Origin of the sequence: Colwellia sp. 6_MG-2023 (genome assembly GCF_030547765.1) — a bacterium.
In the GTDB taxonomy this organism is placed as follows: Bacteria; Pseudomonadota; Gammaproteobacteria; order Enterobacterales; family Alteromonadaceae; genus Colwellia.
Genome location: NZ_JAUOPP010000042.1, coordinates 1 through 18,844, shown reverse-complemented (window position 1 = coordinate 18,844; position 18,844 = coordinate 1). Strand labels below are relative to the sequence as shown.

The following is an 18,844-nucleotide window of genomic DNA, read 5'->3' as shown; positions in this document are numbered from 1 at the left end:
AATTCGCTTTCATAATATACCGGCTCCCGTAACCAATTTCACTTAAGTAAAAACTAAGCTCGTCAGTTCGCTTTCATAATATATTGGCTCCCGTAACCAATTTCGCTTAAGTAAAACTAAGCTCGTCAATTCGCTTTCATAATATACCGGCTCCCGTAACCAATTTCACTTAAGTAAAAACTAAGCTCGTCAGTTCGCTTTCATGATATACCGGTTCCCGCAACCAATTTCACTTAAGTAAAAACTAAGCTCGTCAGTTCGCTTTCATCATATATAAATCTTTAAACCAATTCAAAAATATCTAAGTCACTCTAATTTAAAGCTTTATAGAAAAATATAAAATAAGTATTAATATACCTATTTAGGTTTTATTTATTGATTTTTTTATTGTCCTACGGGCGATTTGAAAAACAAACAATAAATATTAAAATATCATTGACAATGTTAGTGATAATCATTACTGTTTTCATCAGTGCTTATGAAGTGAATGCTCTCCACTAAATAAGTTACAGCAAGTATGGAGCTCAGTGATTATGATTCAGGACCATAATCACTGAGTGACTACTTACTTATTAGTAACTACTTATGTGGTAGCTAAGTTACGCAGTACATAATGCAATATGCCACCGTGTTGGTAATAACTAAATTCGTTTGGTGTATCAATTCGAATTTTCGCTTCAAATGAACGCTGATTGCCATCCTCATTTGTGACAAATACGGTTACTGTTTTTTGTCCTATTTTCACCGCTGGAATACTAAATTTTTCTTCACCTGTGATATTTAATGAATCAGCACTATCATCAGACATAAATTGCAATGGTAATATGCCCATGCCAACTAAGTTTGAACGATGAATACGTTCATAGCTTTGTGCAATAACTGCTTTTACGCCTAATAATGCAGGTCCTTTTGCAGCCCAATCACGTGAGCTACCTGTACCGTATTCTTTACCGGCTAATACAATTGAAGCAATCTTCTGCTGTTGATATTGCATAGCAGCATCGAATACACTCATTTTTGCACCTGATGGCATCATTCTAGTCCAACAACCTTCGGTGCCCGGAGCTAACAAATTACGTAAACGCACATTAGCAAAGGTACCTCGCATCATTACCTCATGATTACCGCGCCTAGAGCCATAAGAATTAAAATCTTTGACCGACACGCCTTCCTGTTTTAAATACTCAGCTGCGGGACTATCTAGCGCAATTGAACCTGCGGGTGAAATATGATCTGTGGTGACACTGTCGCCCAGTTTTAACAAACATCGAGCATTTTCAATCGATTTAATTTCCGGTATTTGGGCACTAATATTATCAAAAAATGGCGGTAATTTTACGTAAGTAGAATCAGGCCAATCATATTTTTGGCTTTGGACGACCTCCATATTTTGCCAGTCTTTATTACCGTTATAAATATCAGCATAACGGGAAGTAAACATCGAACTGTCAATAACGTTTTTGATAACTTCTTTAATTTCATGATTATCTGGCCATATGTCATGCAGATAAACGGGGTTGCCTGAGTCATCATCACCCAAAGAATCAGTGGTAATATCTATTTTCATATTACCTGCTAATGCATAGGCAACCACTAAAGGAGGTGAGGCTAGATAGTTAGCTTGTATTTCAGGATGAATACGTCCTTCAAAGTTGCGATTACCTGATAACACAGAAGTCACCGACAAATCGCCTTGATGAATTGCTTCACTAATTTCTAGGGGCAAAGGACCTGAATTACCAATGCATGTGGTACAGCCATACCCCACAAGTTGAAAACCAAGGGCATCTAAGTCTTCATTTAAACCAGACTTATGGAGATAGTCTGTGACAACCTGAGAGCCTGGCGCTAAGCTCGTTTTTACCCAAGGTTTAACGGTTAATCCACGCTGCCTAGCATTTCTGGCTAATAAACCCGCGGCAATTAATACCGATGGATTCGAGGTATTAGTACAGCTGGTAATCGCTGCAATCACTACCGAACCGTGTTTCAATATAAACTCTTCATCACCATACTTGCAGGGGATACCAGGATCTTCGTCACTTGCTGGTAATAACACTGAAGGTTGGCCACCTTCACTTTCAAAGCCACTTTCATCTTTGTTTGAACTGGTTTTTTGTACGCCATGTTGTAATGTTAACCAGTCTTGATAGGCCGCACCAGCATGGTCTAGTGAAATTCTATCTTGTGGGCGCTTTGGACCGGCAATTGAAGGCACCACCGTTTCTAATTGCAGGGATAATCGACTGTTATACACCGCATTATTTTGAGACTCAGTACCCCACATCCCCATTGTTTTTAAATATAGCTTTATGCGCTCAATATGTTCGCTGTCACGCCCTGTTAATCGCAAATAGTCGATGGTTTGACTATCGATAGGAAAAATACCGCAAGTAGCCCCGTATTCTGGTGCCATGTTGGCAATAGTTGCTCTATCGGCTAAGGTCAGTTCATTTACTCCAGAGCCAAAAAATTCAACAAATTTACCCACTACACCGGCAGCACGCAATTGTTCGGTTACTGTCAATACTAAGTCAGTAGCGGTAGTACCCGAAGGTAGCTTACCTTTTAATTCAAAACCGACTATTTCTGGTAATAACATAGTAACCGGTTGGCCTAACATCGCCGCTTCAGCTTCTATGCCGCCAACCCCCCAGCCTAAAACGCCTAGGCCGTTAATCATGGTGGTATGAGAGTCGGTGCCAACTAAAGTATCAGGATACAGTAAATTATTTTCATCTGTTTTTTTAAAGACAACTCGCGCCAAATATTCGAGATTAACCTGATGGACTATGCCACGACCTGGAGGTACTACTTTAAAATTATCAAAACTTTGCTGACCCCAGCGTAAAAACTGATAGCGTTCTTTATTACGTTGAAACTCAATGGCAGTGTTTTGTTCCATGGCATCGGCTTTACCGAAGACATCGACCATCACTGAATGATCAATAACCAACTCGACAGGGTTTAACGGATTTATTTTGTCTGCTGAGCCGCCCATTTTTACGATGGCATCACGCATAGCTGCTAAATCAACTACGGCAGGAACCCCAGTGAAATCTTGTAAAACTACACGAGAAGGCACAAAGGAAATTTCAGTATCCTGCCAGTTATCTACATCCCACTTGACTAAAGTTTCAATATCACCTTGCTGTACAAAATCATGTTCGGCATGTCGTAATAAATTTTCTAGCAGAATTTTTGCTGCGAAAGGTAAACGTGAAATATCATATTTTTCTGCCAAACTGTCAAAACTATAGTAGTGGTAAGTTTCACCATTAATTTCAAGTGGCTTCAAAGATTGTATTGATTTGGTCATTAATCGTTACCTCCATTAAAAAGTGTCTTTATAGATCACATTAAAGCTTAGTAAATCTACATTAACATACAAGAGTATTTGTTGCCTGTTAGTGAAAAAGTGCTTTAGTTATATATTCGTTTTAGAAAGTCTTAGCAATTCATAACTAAATTCACTTTGCTATTGGGTATTTAACACAGCGCTGAGTTGGAAAGAAATTTAATAAATTATATGGTGTAAAGGACGATTTAAAAAACTAACATAAGCAGCAAGTTGACTACACACCAGATAGGCGCTGTAAATAAACCTATTTTAGAGGTTATTATGGCTGTAGCGATAGCAACTTAATATTATATTTCTAGGTTTTACGTTACGAGATAATAAATTTTATTGATCTATTTCATATGTAGGAAGTAAATGATATTGAGTTTGTATTTGATCGAATACAATATTCCGTGGTTGCCTTATTAGTGTTTATCATCTGAGTCGAGTTTGATCATTCATCTGAATTTATATAATCTTTCCATGGTATGTGTTTTTTATATGTAATAACCCATTATTTACACTGCTTTACTTGTGATATATAAAGATCTTTATTATTTCTAATACTTGAATAATCATTAAATTTAAAATTTTAAGGAAGGTTAAATGAAAAAAATATTATTTTTATGTACTGGTAACTTATGTCGTAGTCAAATGGCTTAAGGTATTACCAATAGCCTTTATGGGAATGAATATAGTTTTTATTCTGCTGGGGTTGAAGCACATGGAGTTAACCCCTCAAATATTGAAGTGATGAATGAAGTAGGAGTTGATATCAGTCATCTAAATTTAAAATTCTATCTGACTTTAACTATATAAGTTTTGATGTCGTCGTTGCTGTTTGTCAGCACGCAATTAAAAGCCTTATATTTTTCATGCTCAAATAACAAGCATTAATAAACAATTTGATGATCCATCTAAGCTAGCAAAGAATAATGAATAAAAACTTGAGCATTACTGAGTCGTAAAAAATGATATACAGCAATGGATTACGGCTAATTTAACTAAGCATGTAAAAAAGTAGCTAAATCTCTTATATATGCTTAGTCATGAATTGTGAATAAAGTAATTTAAAATAAGAGGTTAGCTATCTAAACCATGTACACAGCGCAACAATGTACTCTCTGCTGATTTTAGGTGCTTTTCCAAGCTCATAATAGTGCCAGCATTATTATGAGTAATTAAGTTATTTAATAGATCAATATGTTCGTTAATCGCAATGGTAAAACGCTCAAGCTCTCCGGTTTTATCCCATTGATAATGATAATGACAAACAAATGAAACGATATCAAAAAATTGCTGAGTAAATCTATTTTTAGCACTTTGTAAAATAATAAAGTGTAAAGCTCGATCTAAAGCAGGAAACTCTAGATATCTATTTTCCATATCTTGACTAACGTCTTGGTGTTTAACTAATAACTCTTGTAATTCAAACCACACAGGATGATCTTTTGGCTGTTTTAATAATTCAGTTATAGCCCGCATCTCTAGCATTTCTCTAAATGATATGAGTTCACGAGCAAAATCTTCGTCAAATTTAACCATTTTCCATCGGCCGCGAGGAATTTTTTCAATAAGACCATTGTTTGAAAATTTTATTAAGAACTCACGGACCGTTATTGTGGTACAGCCTGAATTTTTAGCTAAACTTAATTCTGAAAATCTATCGCCGGGTAATAGTTGCCCAGTATTGATTAACTCTAAAAAATATTTTTCTATTTGTACATCTTTTGTCGAATCTTTGTCTTTAATATCGTAATAATCATCAGGATTAGGTTGACGTAATACTATTTTATTGGCGCCATCTCTTTTAACAATGCCATTTTCTATAAGACTTTCAACACATGAACGTACAGTTGTTCGACTAATGCTCAAGAGTTTTGTTAGCTCAATATCGTTTGGCATAACATTTTGCCCATCAGTTAGATTGGCAATTAATTCAAGCATACGATTAGTAGACTGTTTAAATAAATAGGTTCTTGTATTCACGTTGTTTTCCTTACAGAGTAATTTTTGAAATATGAGCGATGGTGCTTTTATATTCAAACTTACATTGTTTAATTAGTGTTTACTTACTGTATCTAATTATGCGTGTATTTTTAGGTAAATAATACACATATTTAAGAATTTATCTTTAATTTACTTTAATTTACTTTAATTTACTTTAATTTACATTTATACATATTGACTTGCAGGATTCTCGTGGTTACTCTATATATAAATATACATCTATATTGGTTGATAGAATGAGATGTCATAAAGATAAAGTAAAATTATAAAACTGGATACCACACAAATGATAAAATATGTATCTCTACTATTAATAGCTAGCTTATTGTTAAGTATAAATAGCCATGCAAATACTTTAATAAATACGGTTGTAGATGAAAGTAACCGACCTAATGTCATTGTAATACTGGCAGACGATATGCAAATTGGCGTTACAGGTTACGAAGGTAACCCTATAATTAAAACGCCAAACATAGACAAATTAGCTGAAAATGGCACTGTTTTCTCGAAAGCTTTTGCGACTAGTGCCGTTTGTACGCCTAGTAGAACAACATTATTGACTGGTTTATATGAACGACGTCACGGTATTAATTTTAATTCTAATAGTAGTATGACGGAAGCTGCCTATAACAAAACGTATCCTATGCTATTAAAGAAAGTAGGGTATTTTGTTGGTTATGTAGGAAAAAACCATACGCCTATTGGGAAAAACGAAGCAGGTATAAAAGGTTATAAAAGTGGTGTAATGGATAAAAGCTTTGATTATTGGTATGCAAGCCATAAACATTTAAGCTTTTATCCAAAGGATCATGAGCGTCATGCCATTTTCAAAAATGCGAAAGCAGATACTCAGGTTGAAATTATTGAAGAGGGTGTTGAAAACTTTATGACGCCTAATGAAGCATTTAAAGTAGGGCATAATTTTTTGGATAGTCGCCCTAAAAATGAACCATTTGCTTTACTCATTAACTTTAATGTTCCTCATGCTAATTCTACTGGTTCTATGGAGCTACGGGATAGCGATTTAGCATTGTACAAAAGCGTTTATCGAGATCGTTTAAATGATGTAACCCTTCCTGAAACTTACACCGCGGCTAAAGACATAAAAACACCAAAACTACCTAAGTCGGTATATAACGGTAAGTACTTAGAAACATATGATTATGTAAAAGAGGAAGATAGTTTAAAAGAGCGTATTATCAGAGAAATGCAAACTATTTCAGGTATTGACAAATTAATGGGTAAACTAGTTAAGCACCTTGAAAAACAAGGGGTAGCTGATAATACCATTATTGTATTTACCTCAGATCACGGGCTTATGCATGGTGAATTTGGTTTAGGTGGTAAGGTACATTTATATGACCCTTCAGTTCGTATTCCAATGGTTATTTATGATCCGCGAATTGAAAAAACTCAGAAAGTTAATAAAAACGATAATTTAGTCGCCTTGGTTGATTTAGCTCCTACCATTCTTGATTTAACGAATACTGCTATCCCTGAAGATTATCAAGGTTTTAGTTTACAACCATTAATGAATACGGCATCAGCGAATAAAGCTCAGTGGCGACAAGAGATTTTCTTAGAGAATATGATGACGATTCAAAATTATCCTCGCATGGAAGGTGTTCGCACACAGAAGTGGAAGTACATACGCTATTTTGATAAGAAGAAAGATCAAGACTATGCAGCGATGAGTGTTGCATCAATTAATGGTGAACAACCTATTTATGAAGAATTATTTGATCTTGAAAACGATCCAAATGAAATTAACAATGTTATAGATGCTCCTGAAAATTCAAACGTTGTGAATAAATTACGAGTAAAAGGTAAAGAACTTGTTAAAGAATATCGTGGTGATAAGCCACTTAATACATATAAAAATTAAAAACAGAATAATTTAACTCTTTGAGTAACACGGGGAAATTTATGAAAAATTTTAAATCGTTGGTGAAAAAGAATGTGAGAACTTTTAGCTTTCTAATGGTTTGTACTTTAGGTGCTACCGGTTGTAATACGTCTGAAACTGCACAGCAAGCATCACTATTGACACAAAAACGTCCAAACATTGTTTTACTAATGACTGATGACCAAGGTTACGGTGATTTTTCAATGTATAACAACCCACTTGTTAAAACTCCTGAAATTGAAAAACTAGCTTCACAGAGTCATCGTTTTACTAACTTTCATGTAGATCCTACTTGTTCTCCTACTCGTGCAGCAATTATGAGTGGAAAATACTCACTTAGAGCAGGTGTGTGGCATACAGTTATGGGTAGACATATGTTGTCTGATGAACATGAAATTTTACCTGAAATATTGAGTAAAGCTGGTTATAACACCGCGATTTTTGGTAAATGGCATTTAGGAGAGAATTATCCATTTCGCCCACAAGACCAAGGTTTTAATCATGTGTTAATTCATGGCGGTGGTGGTGTAGGCCAATCTCCAGATTATTGGGAAAATGACCAATTTGATGATACCTATTTTTTAAATGGTGAAGAGAGGGAGTATAAAGGTTTTGCTACTGATGTTTGGTTTAATGAGGCTATCGATTTTATCCATGATCAAACAGGTAAAGAAGCACCTTTTTTCTTATATTTGTCGTTGAATGCACCTCACATACCTTGGCGTGCACCTGAGGAGTATATTGAACCTTATAGAGCTTTAGGCTTACCAGAAGATATGGCAAAGTTTTACGGTATGATTGCTAATATCGATGAAAACGTTGGACGCTTACGTACCTTTTTGCGCAACGAAAAAATTGAAGATAATACTATTTTTATTTTTATGACTGATAACGGTTCATCAATGGCAGCCAAAAGTAATGGCGAACCTTTAAATTGGATTTCTGACGAAGTTAAATTAGCTATTGAAGCTAAAACAGGTAAAAAGCTGAATACGTTGAATAACTTTATGCGAGAAGGTAAAGCCTCTGCTTTTGAAGGCGGGCATAGAACTCCATTTTTTATTAGCTGGCCAAATGGTAATTTGAGTGCTCCTGTTGCAATTGATGAGTTAGCTGCTCATTTTGATATAATGCCAACATTGCTTGATTTAGCTAATATTGATAGCACTGATGTGGATACTGATGGCATATCACTTGTTCCAGTACTTAAAAATGATAGTAGTCTACCTAATAGAACATTAGTGGTTACCAATCAAAGGGTTTTGGATCCAGATCCACAACGTCCTTATTCTGTAATGCAAGGGAACTGGCGTTATGTACATGCAGAACAAGATGGTGGTGTTGAATTATTTGATATAACAAATGATCCAGGTCAAACCAATGACCTTAGTGCCCAACACCCTGATAAAGTAGCTGAATTCTCTAATGCTTATAAAAAGTGGTGGCTTCATGCTACAGGTAAAGGAACTCCTACAACTCGTCCTATTATTGGTAGCAAACATGAAAATCCATCTCGATTAACAGGCATGGATTGGTTATCACCTAACACTAATCAAGTTCCTTGGTGGCCTGGTTTTGGCGATGACAAATGGGGTAAAGGCCATGGTTGGGTTGGAAATGAAGACAAATTTATGGTGTCTCCTTGGGCATTAAAAGTCGCTAATGACGGCAATTACACCATGACACTTTATTTACACGACGTACCGGCAAATAAAGTTATTCCAAAAGGTTTTGCTCATATACAGCTAAATGGCAAAGTAATTACTATGCCTGTTCCCAAAGGCGCTTTATCAGTTACTTTCAATATGCCATTAACTAAAGGCGATTTGGATCTTCGTGCTTGGTTTGATGATAAAATTGATGATAGTGGTTTAAGTACTGGCTTGCCGGCATTTTATCTGTACGTAGAGAAAATATAAATAAGGGCTATTATTATAACGATAAGGAATTAAAAATTAAAAATACAATAATCATATTATATATTTCAGCTTTATTGGCTTCATCTTTTACTGCTCAAGCAGAAGACGCGAAAGCCGATCGTTTTGCTCATTGGGATAAAAATGGAGATGGTAAAGTAAGTGTTGAAGAGTTTACTAAAAAACTAAAAAACTAAAAAGGAAGAAAAGGCCATAAAGAAATTTGAGCAGTTAGATACTGATAGTGATGGTTTTTTAACAAAAGATGAAGGGCTAAAATGAAAGTAAGAAAAAGAAACAAAGGTTAAAAGCTAACTATAAAAACCACTCCAAGATACTTTAAAACGGTATGTTAGGGGGGGATGTATTTAATTTTACAAAGAGGATGTAATGAAATTTACTCAGTTTCTAATTTCAGGCTTGATGCTTATATTGTTACCAGTTAAAGCTGTGACAGTAATCGATAAGCTTCATAGTTTAGCTTTATCTGATAAAGCACCAATAGTCTATGATCAACAAACTTTAAATGATGGCTTTCAATCACTCTATTTTGATGGGGCGATGTATCAAGGTAAACAAACGAGAATATTCGCTTATTATAAAGCTCCGAAAGGAAAGGGTCCCTTTCCCGCGGTAGTCTTAGTTCATGGTGGCGGTGGTAGTGCCTTTAAAGAGTGGATTACTCAATGGAATGAAGCAGGCTTTGCGGCTATTTCAATTGCCACAGAAGGACAAACAGGCACTTTAACTGGCAAGAAGCAACCTAAATGGGTTAAACATGAGTGGGGGGGACCAAGGCGTCCAGGTATTTATAATGACCCAAATAAACCATTAAACGACCAATGGATGAATCAATCAGTTACTGCCGCCATACAAGCGCATAATTTAATACGCTCATTTGATGAAATCAATCAAGAGCAAATTGGATTATCCGGTATTTCTTGGGGGGGAGTTATAACCTCAACTGTTATTGGTTTTGATCAACGGTTCGCCTTTGCAATACCTATTTATGGTTGTGGCTTTCTTGATAACATGAAGAATAAATATGGAAAGGCGCTAGCAAATAATGAATCTTACAAAAATGTGTGGGAACCGGCACTGAGAATACATAAGTTTAAAAATCCCACTTTTTGGATGACAGGACTTAAGGAAAATAATTTTTCTCTGGACGCTCAAGCGAATACATACAAGTTATTACCAGGAAAGCATTACCAAAGTATTCAGCCTAAGTTGAAGCATAGCCATAAATACGGTTGGGCACCCAAAGAGCCCTATATATTTGGGCAAGCAGTGATTAACAACAAGCCGACACCATATTTTTACGAGCCTATAATTTCTGATAGTTCAGCTAGTGTTAAATTAAGCATTACTAATAATAAAGTTTCGGATATTGAAGAGGCTATTTTATTTTATACCGTCGATACAGGGCATACATTGGATCGTAAATGGCATCAGTTAGCAGTAACAATGGAAGTATTAAAGAATGAAGTCTTATTACATTCATCACTACCAAAAGACGCTACCGCTTGGGTATTCAATATAAATTATATGGGGTTAACTTACACTAGTGAATTTGCTGAGCGAATTAAATAAAGCTCAGGCTAAGGAAAATATTTCAAACAGTCCTCGAATTTATGCATAACTTGATTCAATAATTATATTTATCAGTGGCACAGAGTTTAATGAAGGTTTTTTGTACATAGGATGAATTAACACACTAGTTCGTCTTAGAACTTTTCAAGGATTGAAGCGCTTGAGTAATAAGCACCGTTTTGCTTAGCTTTTGTATTTTCGTCATTTAACCTCATTCGGTTTGGTAGATATTTAACCTATTGATTTACAGTTTTTTATTTGTTAACCCGAGCTGAGCTTGTTTAATAAAAATGACATTAAAGCTGATGATATTTATTTATCAGATTCTGAATTTCAAAAGAGGAATGATCATGCGTTGGTTAAATAAAAGTACAATAAAATCGCGTATTTTAATATTAACTATTATCCCTATGGTCGTTGTAGTTACTTTACTGCTTTTACGACTTAATGCCGTTAACAATGAAGTGAGAAATCTACAAAAGTTAGCTTCTCAAGTACAATTGTCTTACGTTGCGGGAGATTTATTAACATACGCACAAAAAGAGCGTACGCTAGCACAAGTAGTGGTTGGTGCTACTTTTAGTTACGAAAATGCAGATAAATACCTCTCTAATTATCGTAAAGTGGGAGATGAGTCAAACATACGTTTTGCTCAGCTAGTACAATTCAGTAAAAGTCATCACAACGACTTAAATGAATCTATTTCTAACGAGTTAAATAAGTTGATAGCTCATTATCAAACGATAACACAAGCACGTAATAATTTATTAAATTTAGCCAGTCTTGAGCAAAATGATCCGCTATACCGTAAATTAATGACTTGGCCTGATAAGATAGTGGATTTAATTAAAAATGTTGAGCTAACGGCCGCAGGAAGCTCATCTTTATCATTGTTATCACAGGCTTATGTTAGTGTTGTTGAAATATCATTAAGTAATACGTTATTTCAAGGTGCCGCATTGCGTTCTTTAGATATGTCAGAATTAGATTATAAACGCTTTGGTACGATACAAATGAGCGGATTTCTAGCGCGTAAATATAAAAAGTATTTCAATAAATACGCCGGTGAAGATTTGTTACATTACTTTGAAAAAAATTATGTTGAGTCGAAAAGCCATAAAAATTTTAATGACTTTACTAGTAAGATGCGAAATTTTGCGGGAAAAAAGGTTTCTTTCAGCAGTGAAGAGATCTTTAAATTAACCAATGCAGAGCAAGATAATTTAAAACAAATTGAGCGACACATCGCAGGTTTAATTGAGGCTGAAACTCAAAAATTATTAACAGATGCTAACAATGCTTTAATGCAAATGATTATTTTGTTAATTGTGCTTTTGTTAGTAATCACCTTTACGTCGATTGTGATTATAAGTTCGATTACTAAACCATTAAAATCTTTTGTTAAAATTTTTAATGATATTGCTCAAAGCAAAGATATATCGCAGCAGCTGCCTATTGATGGCAAGAATGAGCTTTCAGATGTACTTCGTGCTTTTAACTCTTTATTATCAAATTTTAGAGATACATTGACCGGTGTCATTGATGGCGCATATCGTGTTAATAACTTATCGAACGAAGTTGCAGGTTTGATCAGTGAAAATTTAGAAAATGTTTCCAGCCAAAAAATTTCTACTGATAATGTCTCCGTTGCCATAGAAGAAATGTCGACGACGATAGAAGAGGTCTCACGTACCACCAATATGACTTCAGATTCCGCGCAGCGAGCACATCAAACATCCATTCATAGTGCTGATCGCGCTAATAAATCGAAAAACATCATGTCGCAACTCATTATTGAATTAGATAGTAGTGTTCAACAAGTTACACATTTAACCAGTGAAAGTGAAAGTATTGGCGACGTGTTAAATGTGATCCAAGGTATTGCAGAGCAAATTAACTTACTTGCCCTTAATGCAGCAATAGAAGCAGCCCGTGCCGGTGAACAGGGACGAGGATTTGCTGTAGTAGCCGATGAGGTTGGAAATTTAGCTCAACGAACTCAGCAATCAACGAAAGAAATTAGGGGGAAAATTGAATCCCTACAGTCTGGTGCTCTCACTACAACTAAAGGCATGAATGAGCTTCAAACTAAAGGTGAAGAAGCAGTGGGGGTGGTTTTAGAAAGCGTTAAAGATTTTGAACTACTCAAAGGTGAAATTGAAGGCATTAGTGATATGTCAATTCAGATAGCGGCTTCTTCAGAAGAGCAAACGGTAGTAGCAAACGATATTAATCAACAATCTCATACGATCCGTGATGACGCAGATAAAATGGCGATTCAGTCGGATAAAATAGGAAATGTTTGTGAAAGTTTAGTTAAAACCAGTGATGCCTTGGATGAGCTAGTTAGTGTGTTCACAATTTAAGTGACATTATTACTGCGTTGGCGTTAGTTACCTTTGGTATAGTAGGCACCAATATGAAAAACTTAAAGCAGCAGTTTGCTATCGTAATGATCGACAAACAACTCAATCTAAAGACTATCTGACAAATATGGATTGTCTAATTTTATGCCGTTCATATCGAACGAAGTGATAAAGTTAAGTTAAACGCAATGGATAAAACATTAACGTTGGACTTACCTCCATCATATTATATTCCGAGATCCTACACCTTTAGTATCTATCTATCGAGCGAGGAACGCTTACGTTAGCAATAATGGCTAGGTTATAAACCGTTGTTGGCAGGCAAGGAAACTTGCCTGCTCACTTTTATGTAACCCCTCTTATCATCTAAGCCAATAACCGTTATTTTCTTATTTGATATCCGACATCATTGTTAAGTTCGAGCTAACTCCTAGCTTCCATACTAAAAAATATAGAATATGATTTTAAGTTTTAGTATCTGTTTACGTTTAATAGCTTTAATTTTTATTAGTATTGATTGTAAAGTTAGGTAAACACAATTGATAAAATTGACTTTAAACATCTTGCTGTATTATTATATTTAATCGAACCCTTGTTGCGTGTTTTAACGGTAGCAAGGTCACCTAATCCATAACTCATAACGTGGGTGTTACGTGGAATAATATGAACAGAAGGAGTAACATGCGTAATTTTATAAAAATAGTATCGACAGGAGCCTTTCTCTTGCTCAATGTTATTGGTTGTAGTTCAGACAAACAAATCGTCGAACAAATGTCAGAAAAAACGCTTCCAAACATTATCTTAGTAATGACCGACGACCAAGGATATGGTGATTTTGGACATAATAATAATCCGATAGTGAAAACTCCAATTATAGAACAATTGGCAAATGAGAGCACACGCTTTACAAACTTTCATGTTGACCCAACCTGCTCGCCAACTCGAGCTGCGTTACTAAGTGGACAGTATTCATTACGAGCTGGAGTATGGCATACCGTCATGGGAAGGCATATTTTGTCAGATAAGCACGTGACTCTGCCTGAAAGATTACAACAAGCTGGTTATACAACAGGTATGGTAGGTAAGTGGCATTTGGGTGATAACTATCCTTTTCGCCCGCAAGATCAAGGTTTTGATTATGTCTTAATGCATGGGGCAGGTGGCATTGGCCAAACACCTGACCATTGGGGTAACACCCAGTTTGATGATACCTATTACCTAAATGGGGAAGCCAAGAAATACAATGGTTATGCTACTGATATTTGGTTTAACCAAGCGATTAATTTCATCCACGAAAATGCTAATAAACCCGACCCATTTTTTCTTTATGTTTCAACCAATGCACCTCATGCTCCATTTAGAGCACCAGATCAATATGTTGACCCTTATCGTGAACTGGGTGTACCAGAAGAGTTAGCCTTATTTTACGGGATGATCGCCAGTCTAGATGAAAATGTCAGCCGTTTGCAGAGCGCCATGCAAGATACCAATATTACAGACAATACCATTTTCATTTTTATGACGGATAATGGATCCGTTATGGGCGGAAGAAGTGCTAAATTAGTCACCGGAGAAACCAAGGCACTAATTGAAAAAAATATTGGTCAAAAAATCACATCACTTAATTTTGGCATGAAAGGCGCTAAAAATACTGTCTATGAAGGTGGTCACCGAGTGCCTTTTTATATCAGTTGGCCAAATGGTGGGTTTAAAGCGCCAAGTAATATCGAAGGTTTAACGGCTCATTTTGACGTCATGCCAACCTTACTTGACTTGATTGGTGAGGATATTTCTGGTTTAGATACTGATGGAATCAGCCTTAAATCAGCTCTAACAAAAGGTACTCCACTACCTGATAGAACATTAACAGTGACCACACAGCGTGTACTTGATCCTGATCCTAATCGTCCTTATGCGGTCATGAATGGTGAGTGGCGCTATGTTCACGGCAATAGTAAGCCGGGTAGTATTGAGCTATTTAATCTTGAAATAGATCCTGGCCAAAACACAAACGTGATTGAACAACATCCCGAAATAGCCAAGCAGTTAGCTAATTCATATCAACAATGGTGGCAACACACTACAGGGAAAGGTATGCCAACCATGCGTTCAATTATAGGCTCAGATAAAGAAAACCCAATGCGTATCACTAGCCATGATTGGATGGCAACAGACACTAAACAAGTCGGTCATACTGTGGGGTTTGGCAATGACCAATGGGCGAAAAAAGGCTGGTTAGGAAGAGAAGATAGTTTTGAGATTTCTCCGTGGAAAGTAACTGCGGAACAAGCAGGCCGATATCAATTTACTATTTACCTACATGATAAGTTAGCCAATAAAGTCATTCCAAAATCATTCGCACATTTAACCTTAAATGAAAAAGCATTTGTCCATGACGTAAACGATGGTACAACTAAAGTCACTTTCACTACTGATTTAGCTAAAGGAGATCTTGATATTAAGGCTTGGTTTAATAATTCAAAAGACTCTTCAGATAAACCTTTAGCTGCTTTTTATCTTTATATTGAACGCATTACCCAATAATAATTTTAAATTAGGATCCACAATGAAAATTAAAAATATTTGTATCAAACTTTCATTTTTAGCTGTTTCAGTGATGTCGACATTCAGTCACGCTTGTACTGAAGCTGAAATGGCTGCGCATAATGCCCTTACTGAAAACGAGAAAAAACAAGTTTATGGATTTGAAGGTTCTGGTATTCCATGTTCTGCAGAAATGAAAAAAATTACTACTGAGTGGAAAGAACTGAATAGCTCTGAAGCTAAAGAGAAAGGTCGTGAGCGTTTTAATAAAAATAAATATGGCATGTTTATTCATTGGGGGCTGTACTCTTCATTAGGTGGGGTTTACAAAGGTAAAAAAATGGAAGAAGGTGGCACAGGACCACAAATTGCTGAATGGATCATGCGCCGTAAAGAAATTTCTCGCGCTGAATATGCTGAATTAGCAAAAGACTTTAATCCTCAAAAATTTAATGCTGACGAGTGGGTAGCTATTGCCAAGGCTGCAGGCATGAAATATATAGTCATGGGCTCTAAACACCATGAAGGATTTGCGATGTTTAAGTCGGAAGTAAGTGATTTTAATATAGTGGATGCCACACCTTTTGGTCGAGATCCTATTAAAGAAATGGAGATTGCAGCCAAAAAAGCGGGATTAGATTTTGGCGTTTATTATTCTAACTCTCTTGATTGGCGGGACGGTGGTGACGGTGGTATGAAAGATTATGGACCGGGTCCTGGCGTTACCCCTAGACGTGCTCCTATGCCTAATACATGGGATCCAGCTCCGATATCTTTTGATGATTATATCAAGAATAAGTCTATTCCTCAGGTTAAAGAGTTATTGGCTAATTACGACTTATCACAGATTTGGTTTGATACACCTATTTATATTCCAGCTAAAGACAGTATGGAGTTCTACAAAACTGTTTATGAAGCGAATCCTGAAATTCTAGTTAATGCTCGTATCGGTAATGGTTTAGGTGATATAGGTACACCTGGGGATAACGTTATTCCTGATAAAGCCAGTGCTAATACTTGGGAAGGTATTGCCACTACGAATCATACATGGGGTTATAGCTCTTATGATCATGATTGGAAATCACCTAAAGAATTAATGTATTGGCTAGTAGCTAATGTTAGTAAAGGCGGTAATTTCTTACTCAATGTGGGCCCCGATGGACAAGGTGTTATTCCAGAAGCTTCAGCCAATATACTTAAAGAGGTAGGCAAGTGGTTAATGGTGAATGGTGATGCTATTTATGACTCAAAACCTTGGGTTGTTGATCAAGAAGGTCCGAGTAAAATCGATATGAAAGGAACTAATTATCGTAAGGGAAATAAAGTAACCTTTGATTTTACTGAACAAGATTTTTGGTTTACTCAAAAAGAAAACAAGGTTTATGTTATTTCTTTAACCACACCTAAAACTAGCAGTGCAGTTATTAAGTCGATTAAAGAGCTTAAAATTAAATCTATCCGTTTAGTGGGAACGAGTAAGTTATTGAATTGGAGTAAAACCGCTGATGCGATACATGTTCAGCTACCTGATTTGAAAAATAACGGTGTAGGCTACTCATTAGAAATTAGTCAATAAAGTTTGTTTATTAAATTAATCAAGAGCATATTTAATAAGTTCTTTGATAATATATTCGTGGTAATGGAATGTCACAATATTAATTCCTCTGTCAAATTAGATGATTAACGCAAGCCTTTAGTCGATAAAAATATTATAGAAGGAAAACTCATGAATAAATACTTTATTGCTAGTGTTTTATTGTTTGTTTTCCCCCCTATTTATTTGGCAGCAACAACAAAATTCCAACCTAATATCATTGTTGTGATGGCTGATGATATGGGTTGGGGGGATTCCGCGACTTATGGTCATAAAACCATTCAAACACCTAATCTAGATAAGTTAGCAACACAAGGTGCAAAGTTTACCCAAGGTTATTCAGCTGCAGGTGTTTGTTCACCAGCACGGTCAGCCATTTTAACGGGCAGAACACCTTATCGAAACGGTGTTTGGCGTCACCTTTCTGGAAATGATGACACGCATTTACGCGCAAGCGAAATAACTTATCCTACCTTATTCAAAAAAGCAGGTTACACGACAGGACATTTTGGGAAATGGCACTTATTATCTAAAAAGCAATTTCAAAAAGAAGGATTTCCACACCCTGATAGTCACGGTTTCGATTACTGGTTTGCGACACAAAACAATGCGATACCTAGCCACAAAAACCCAACAAACTTTATTCGTAATCATAAACCAGTGGGCGAATTAAAAGGATATTCAGCACCATTAGTGGCAAACGAAGCAATCAATTGGCTTGAAGAAGGTCGTGATAAAACTAAGCCATTTATTATGTCTGTGTGGTTTCATGAACCACATAAACCAATTGCTACCGATATTAAATTTTCATCGCTGTATCCTAAAGAAACGAATAAAGACAAAGTTTATTATGGCAACATAACCCAAATGGATTACGCTTTAGGGCAGATATTGAAAGTGTTAGACGAGCAAGGCCTTAGCGATAATACTTTAGTTATGTTTACTTCTGATAATGGGCCTGTTGTCAGTTCAGGTGGCGATTCTGGTGGTTTAAGAGGTTTAAAACGTAATGATTTTGAAGGTGGTATTCGGGTTCCATTTCTTATTCGTTGGCCTGGACATATCAAACCAGAAACGGTAAATGATACGCCAATCATAGGTACTGATATTTTTACCACTGTGCTAGATGTTGCAGGCATTGAAGTGCCTAAAGACCGAAAAATTGATGGTGTTAACTTGTTACCTTCATTAGAAGGGAAAGAACTTAAACGTAAAACTCCTTTATTTTGGCGTACTCATGTTTCTCCAGCAGAAGATCGCGTAGCAATGCGCATTGGTGATTGGAAAATTGTCGGTAATGATACATTAACTGAGTTTATGTTATTTAATGTGCAAGATGATTGGCAGGAAAAAAATGATTTAGCTAAGAAAATGCCGGAAAAATTAGCCGAGATGGAAAAGACAATATTAAACACTTGGGCTGATATTCAAGCGGAAGGACCTAATGAATGGTGGGAAGATGAAAAGCAAAAACCAGTGAAAGGTGCAAAGTATAGTTATTAACCTCAGCTCGGGATAAGAATTAATTAAATTGAACTAAGTGCCCGTTCCACGATCCGATCTTTCGACCAAGAA

Annotated in this window: 10 protein-coding genes; 8 read left to right on the top strand and 2 right to left on the bottom strand. The window is 36.1% G+C overall.

The window, feature by feature from the left end; all coding sequences use genetic code 11:
• Positions 1-583: 583 nt before the first annotated feature.
• Positions 584-3,319 carry an aconitate hydratase AcnA gene (gene acnA, locus Q4503_RS18265; RefSeq protein ID WP_303603128.1) on the bottom strand — a complete coding sequence of 912 codons (2,736 nt, stop codon included), beginning with the start codon at positions 3,317-3,319 and terminating at the stop codon, positions 584-586.
• Between the two features lie 627 nt (positions 3,320-3,946).
• On the opposite strand from acnA, the gene Q4503_RS18260 reads away from it, so the two are divergent.
• Entirely contained in the window at positions 3,947-4,003 is a 57-nt protein-coding gene (locus Q4503_RS18260) for a hypothetical protein (RefSeq protein ID WP_303603129.1), read from the top strand.
• A gap of 420 nt (positions 4,004-4,423) precedes the next feature.
• Here Q4503_RS18260 and Q4503_RS18255 read toward each other — a convergent pair whose 3' ends face one another.
• Complete coding sequence (locus Q4503_RS18255; RefSeq protein WP_303603127.1) at positions 4,424-5,329, bottom strand: FCD domain-containing protein; 906 nt, start codon at positions 5,327-5,329, stop codon at positions 4,424-4,426.
• A gap of 307 nt (positions 5,330-5,636) precedes the next feature.
• On the opposite strand from Q4503_RS18255, the gene Q4503_RS18250 reads away from it, so the two are divergent.
• The 7 genes from Q4503_RS18250 (at position 5,637) to Q4503_RS18220 (ending at position 18,772) form a co-directional block, all read left to right on the top strand.
• Positions 5,637-7,235, top strand: coding sequence for a sulfatase-like hydrolase/transferase (locus tag Q4503_RS18250; protein WP_303603126.1), 1,599 nt, complete (start codon positions 5,637-5,639; stop codon positions 7,233-7,235).
• Positions 7,236-7,276: 41 nt separating this feature from the next.
• Positions 7,277-9,175, top strand: coding sequence for an arylsulfatase (locus Q4503_RS18245; protein WP_303603125.1), 1,899 nt, complete (start codon positions 7,277-7,279; stop codon positions 9,173-9,175).
• Positions 9,176-9,562: 387 nt separating this feature from the next.
• Positions 9,563-10,765 carry an acetylxylan esterase gene (locus Q4503_RS18240; protein ID WP_303603124.1) on the top strand — a complete coding sequence of 401 codons (1,203 nt, stop codon included), beginning with the start codon at positions 9,563-9,565 and terminating at the stop codon, positions 10,763-10,765.
• 350 nt (positions 10,766-11,115) lie between these two features.
• Entirely contained in the window at positions 11,116-13,131 is a 2,016-nt protein-coding gene (locus Q4503_RS18235; protein WP_303603123.1) for a methyl-accepting chemotaxis protein, read from the top strand.
• A gap of 681 nt (positions 13,132-13,812) precedes the next feature.
• Positions 13,813-15,675, top strand: coding sequence for an arylsulfatase (locus Q4503_RS18230; protein ID WP_303603122.1), 1,863 nt, complete (start codon positions 13,813-13,815; stop codon positions 15,673-15,675).
• A 22-nt stretch (positions 15,676-15,697) separates the two neighbouring features.
• Positions 15,698-17,251 carry an alpha-L-fucosidase gene (locus Q4503_RS18225; protein ID WP_303603121.1) on the top strand — a complete coding sequence of 518 codons (1,554 nt, stop codon included), beginning with the start codon at positions 15,698-15,700 and terminating at the stop codon, positions 17,249-17,251.
• 150 nt (positions 17,252-17,401) lie between these two features.
• Positions 17,402-18,772: a sulfatase-like hydrolase/transferase gene (locus Q4503_RS18220; RefSeq protein ID WP_303603120.1), complete on the top strand. Its 1,371-nt coding sequence runs from the start codon at positions 17,402-17,404 to the stop codon at positions 18,770-18,772.
• Positions 18,773-18,844 lie beyond the last annotated feature (72 nt).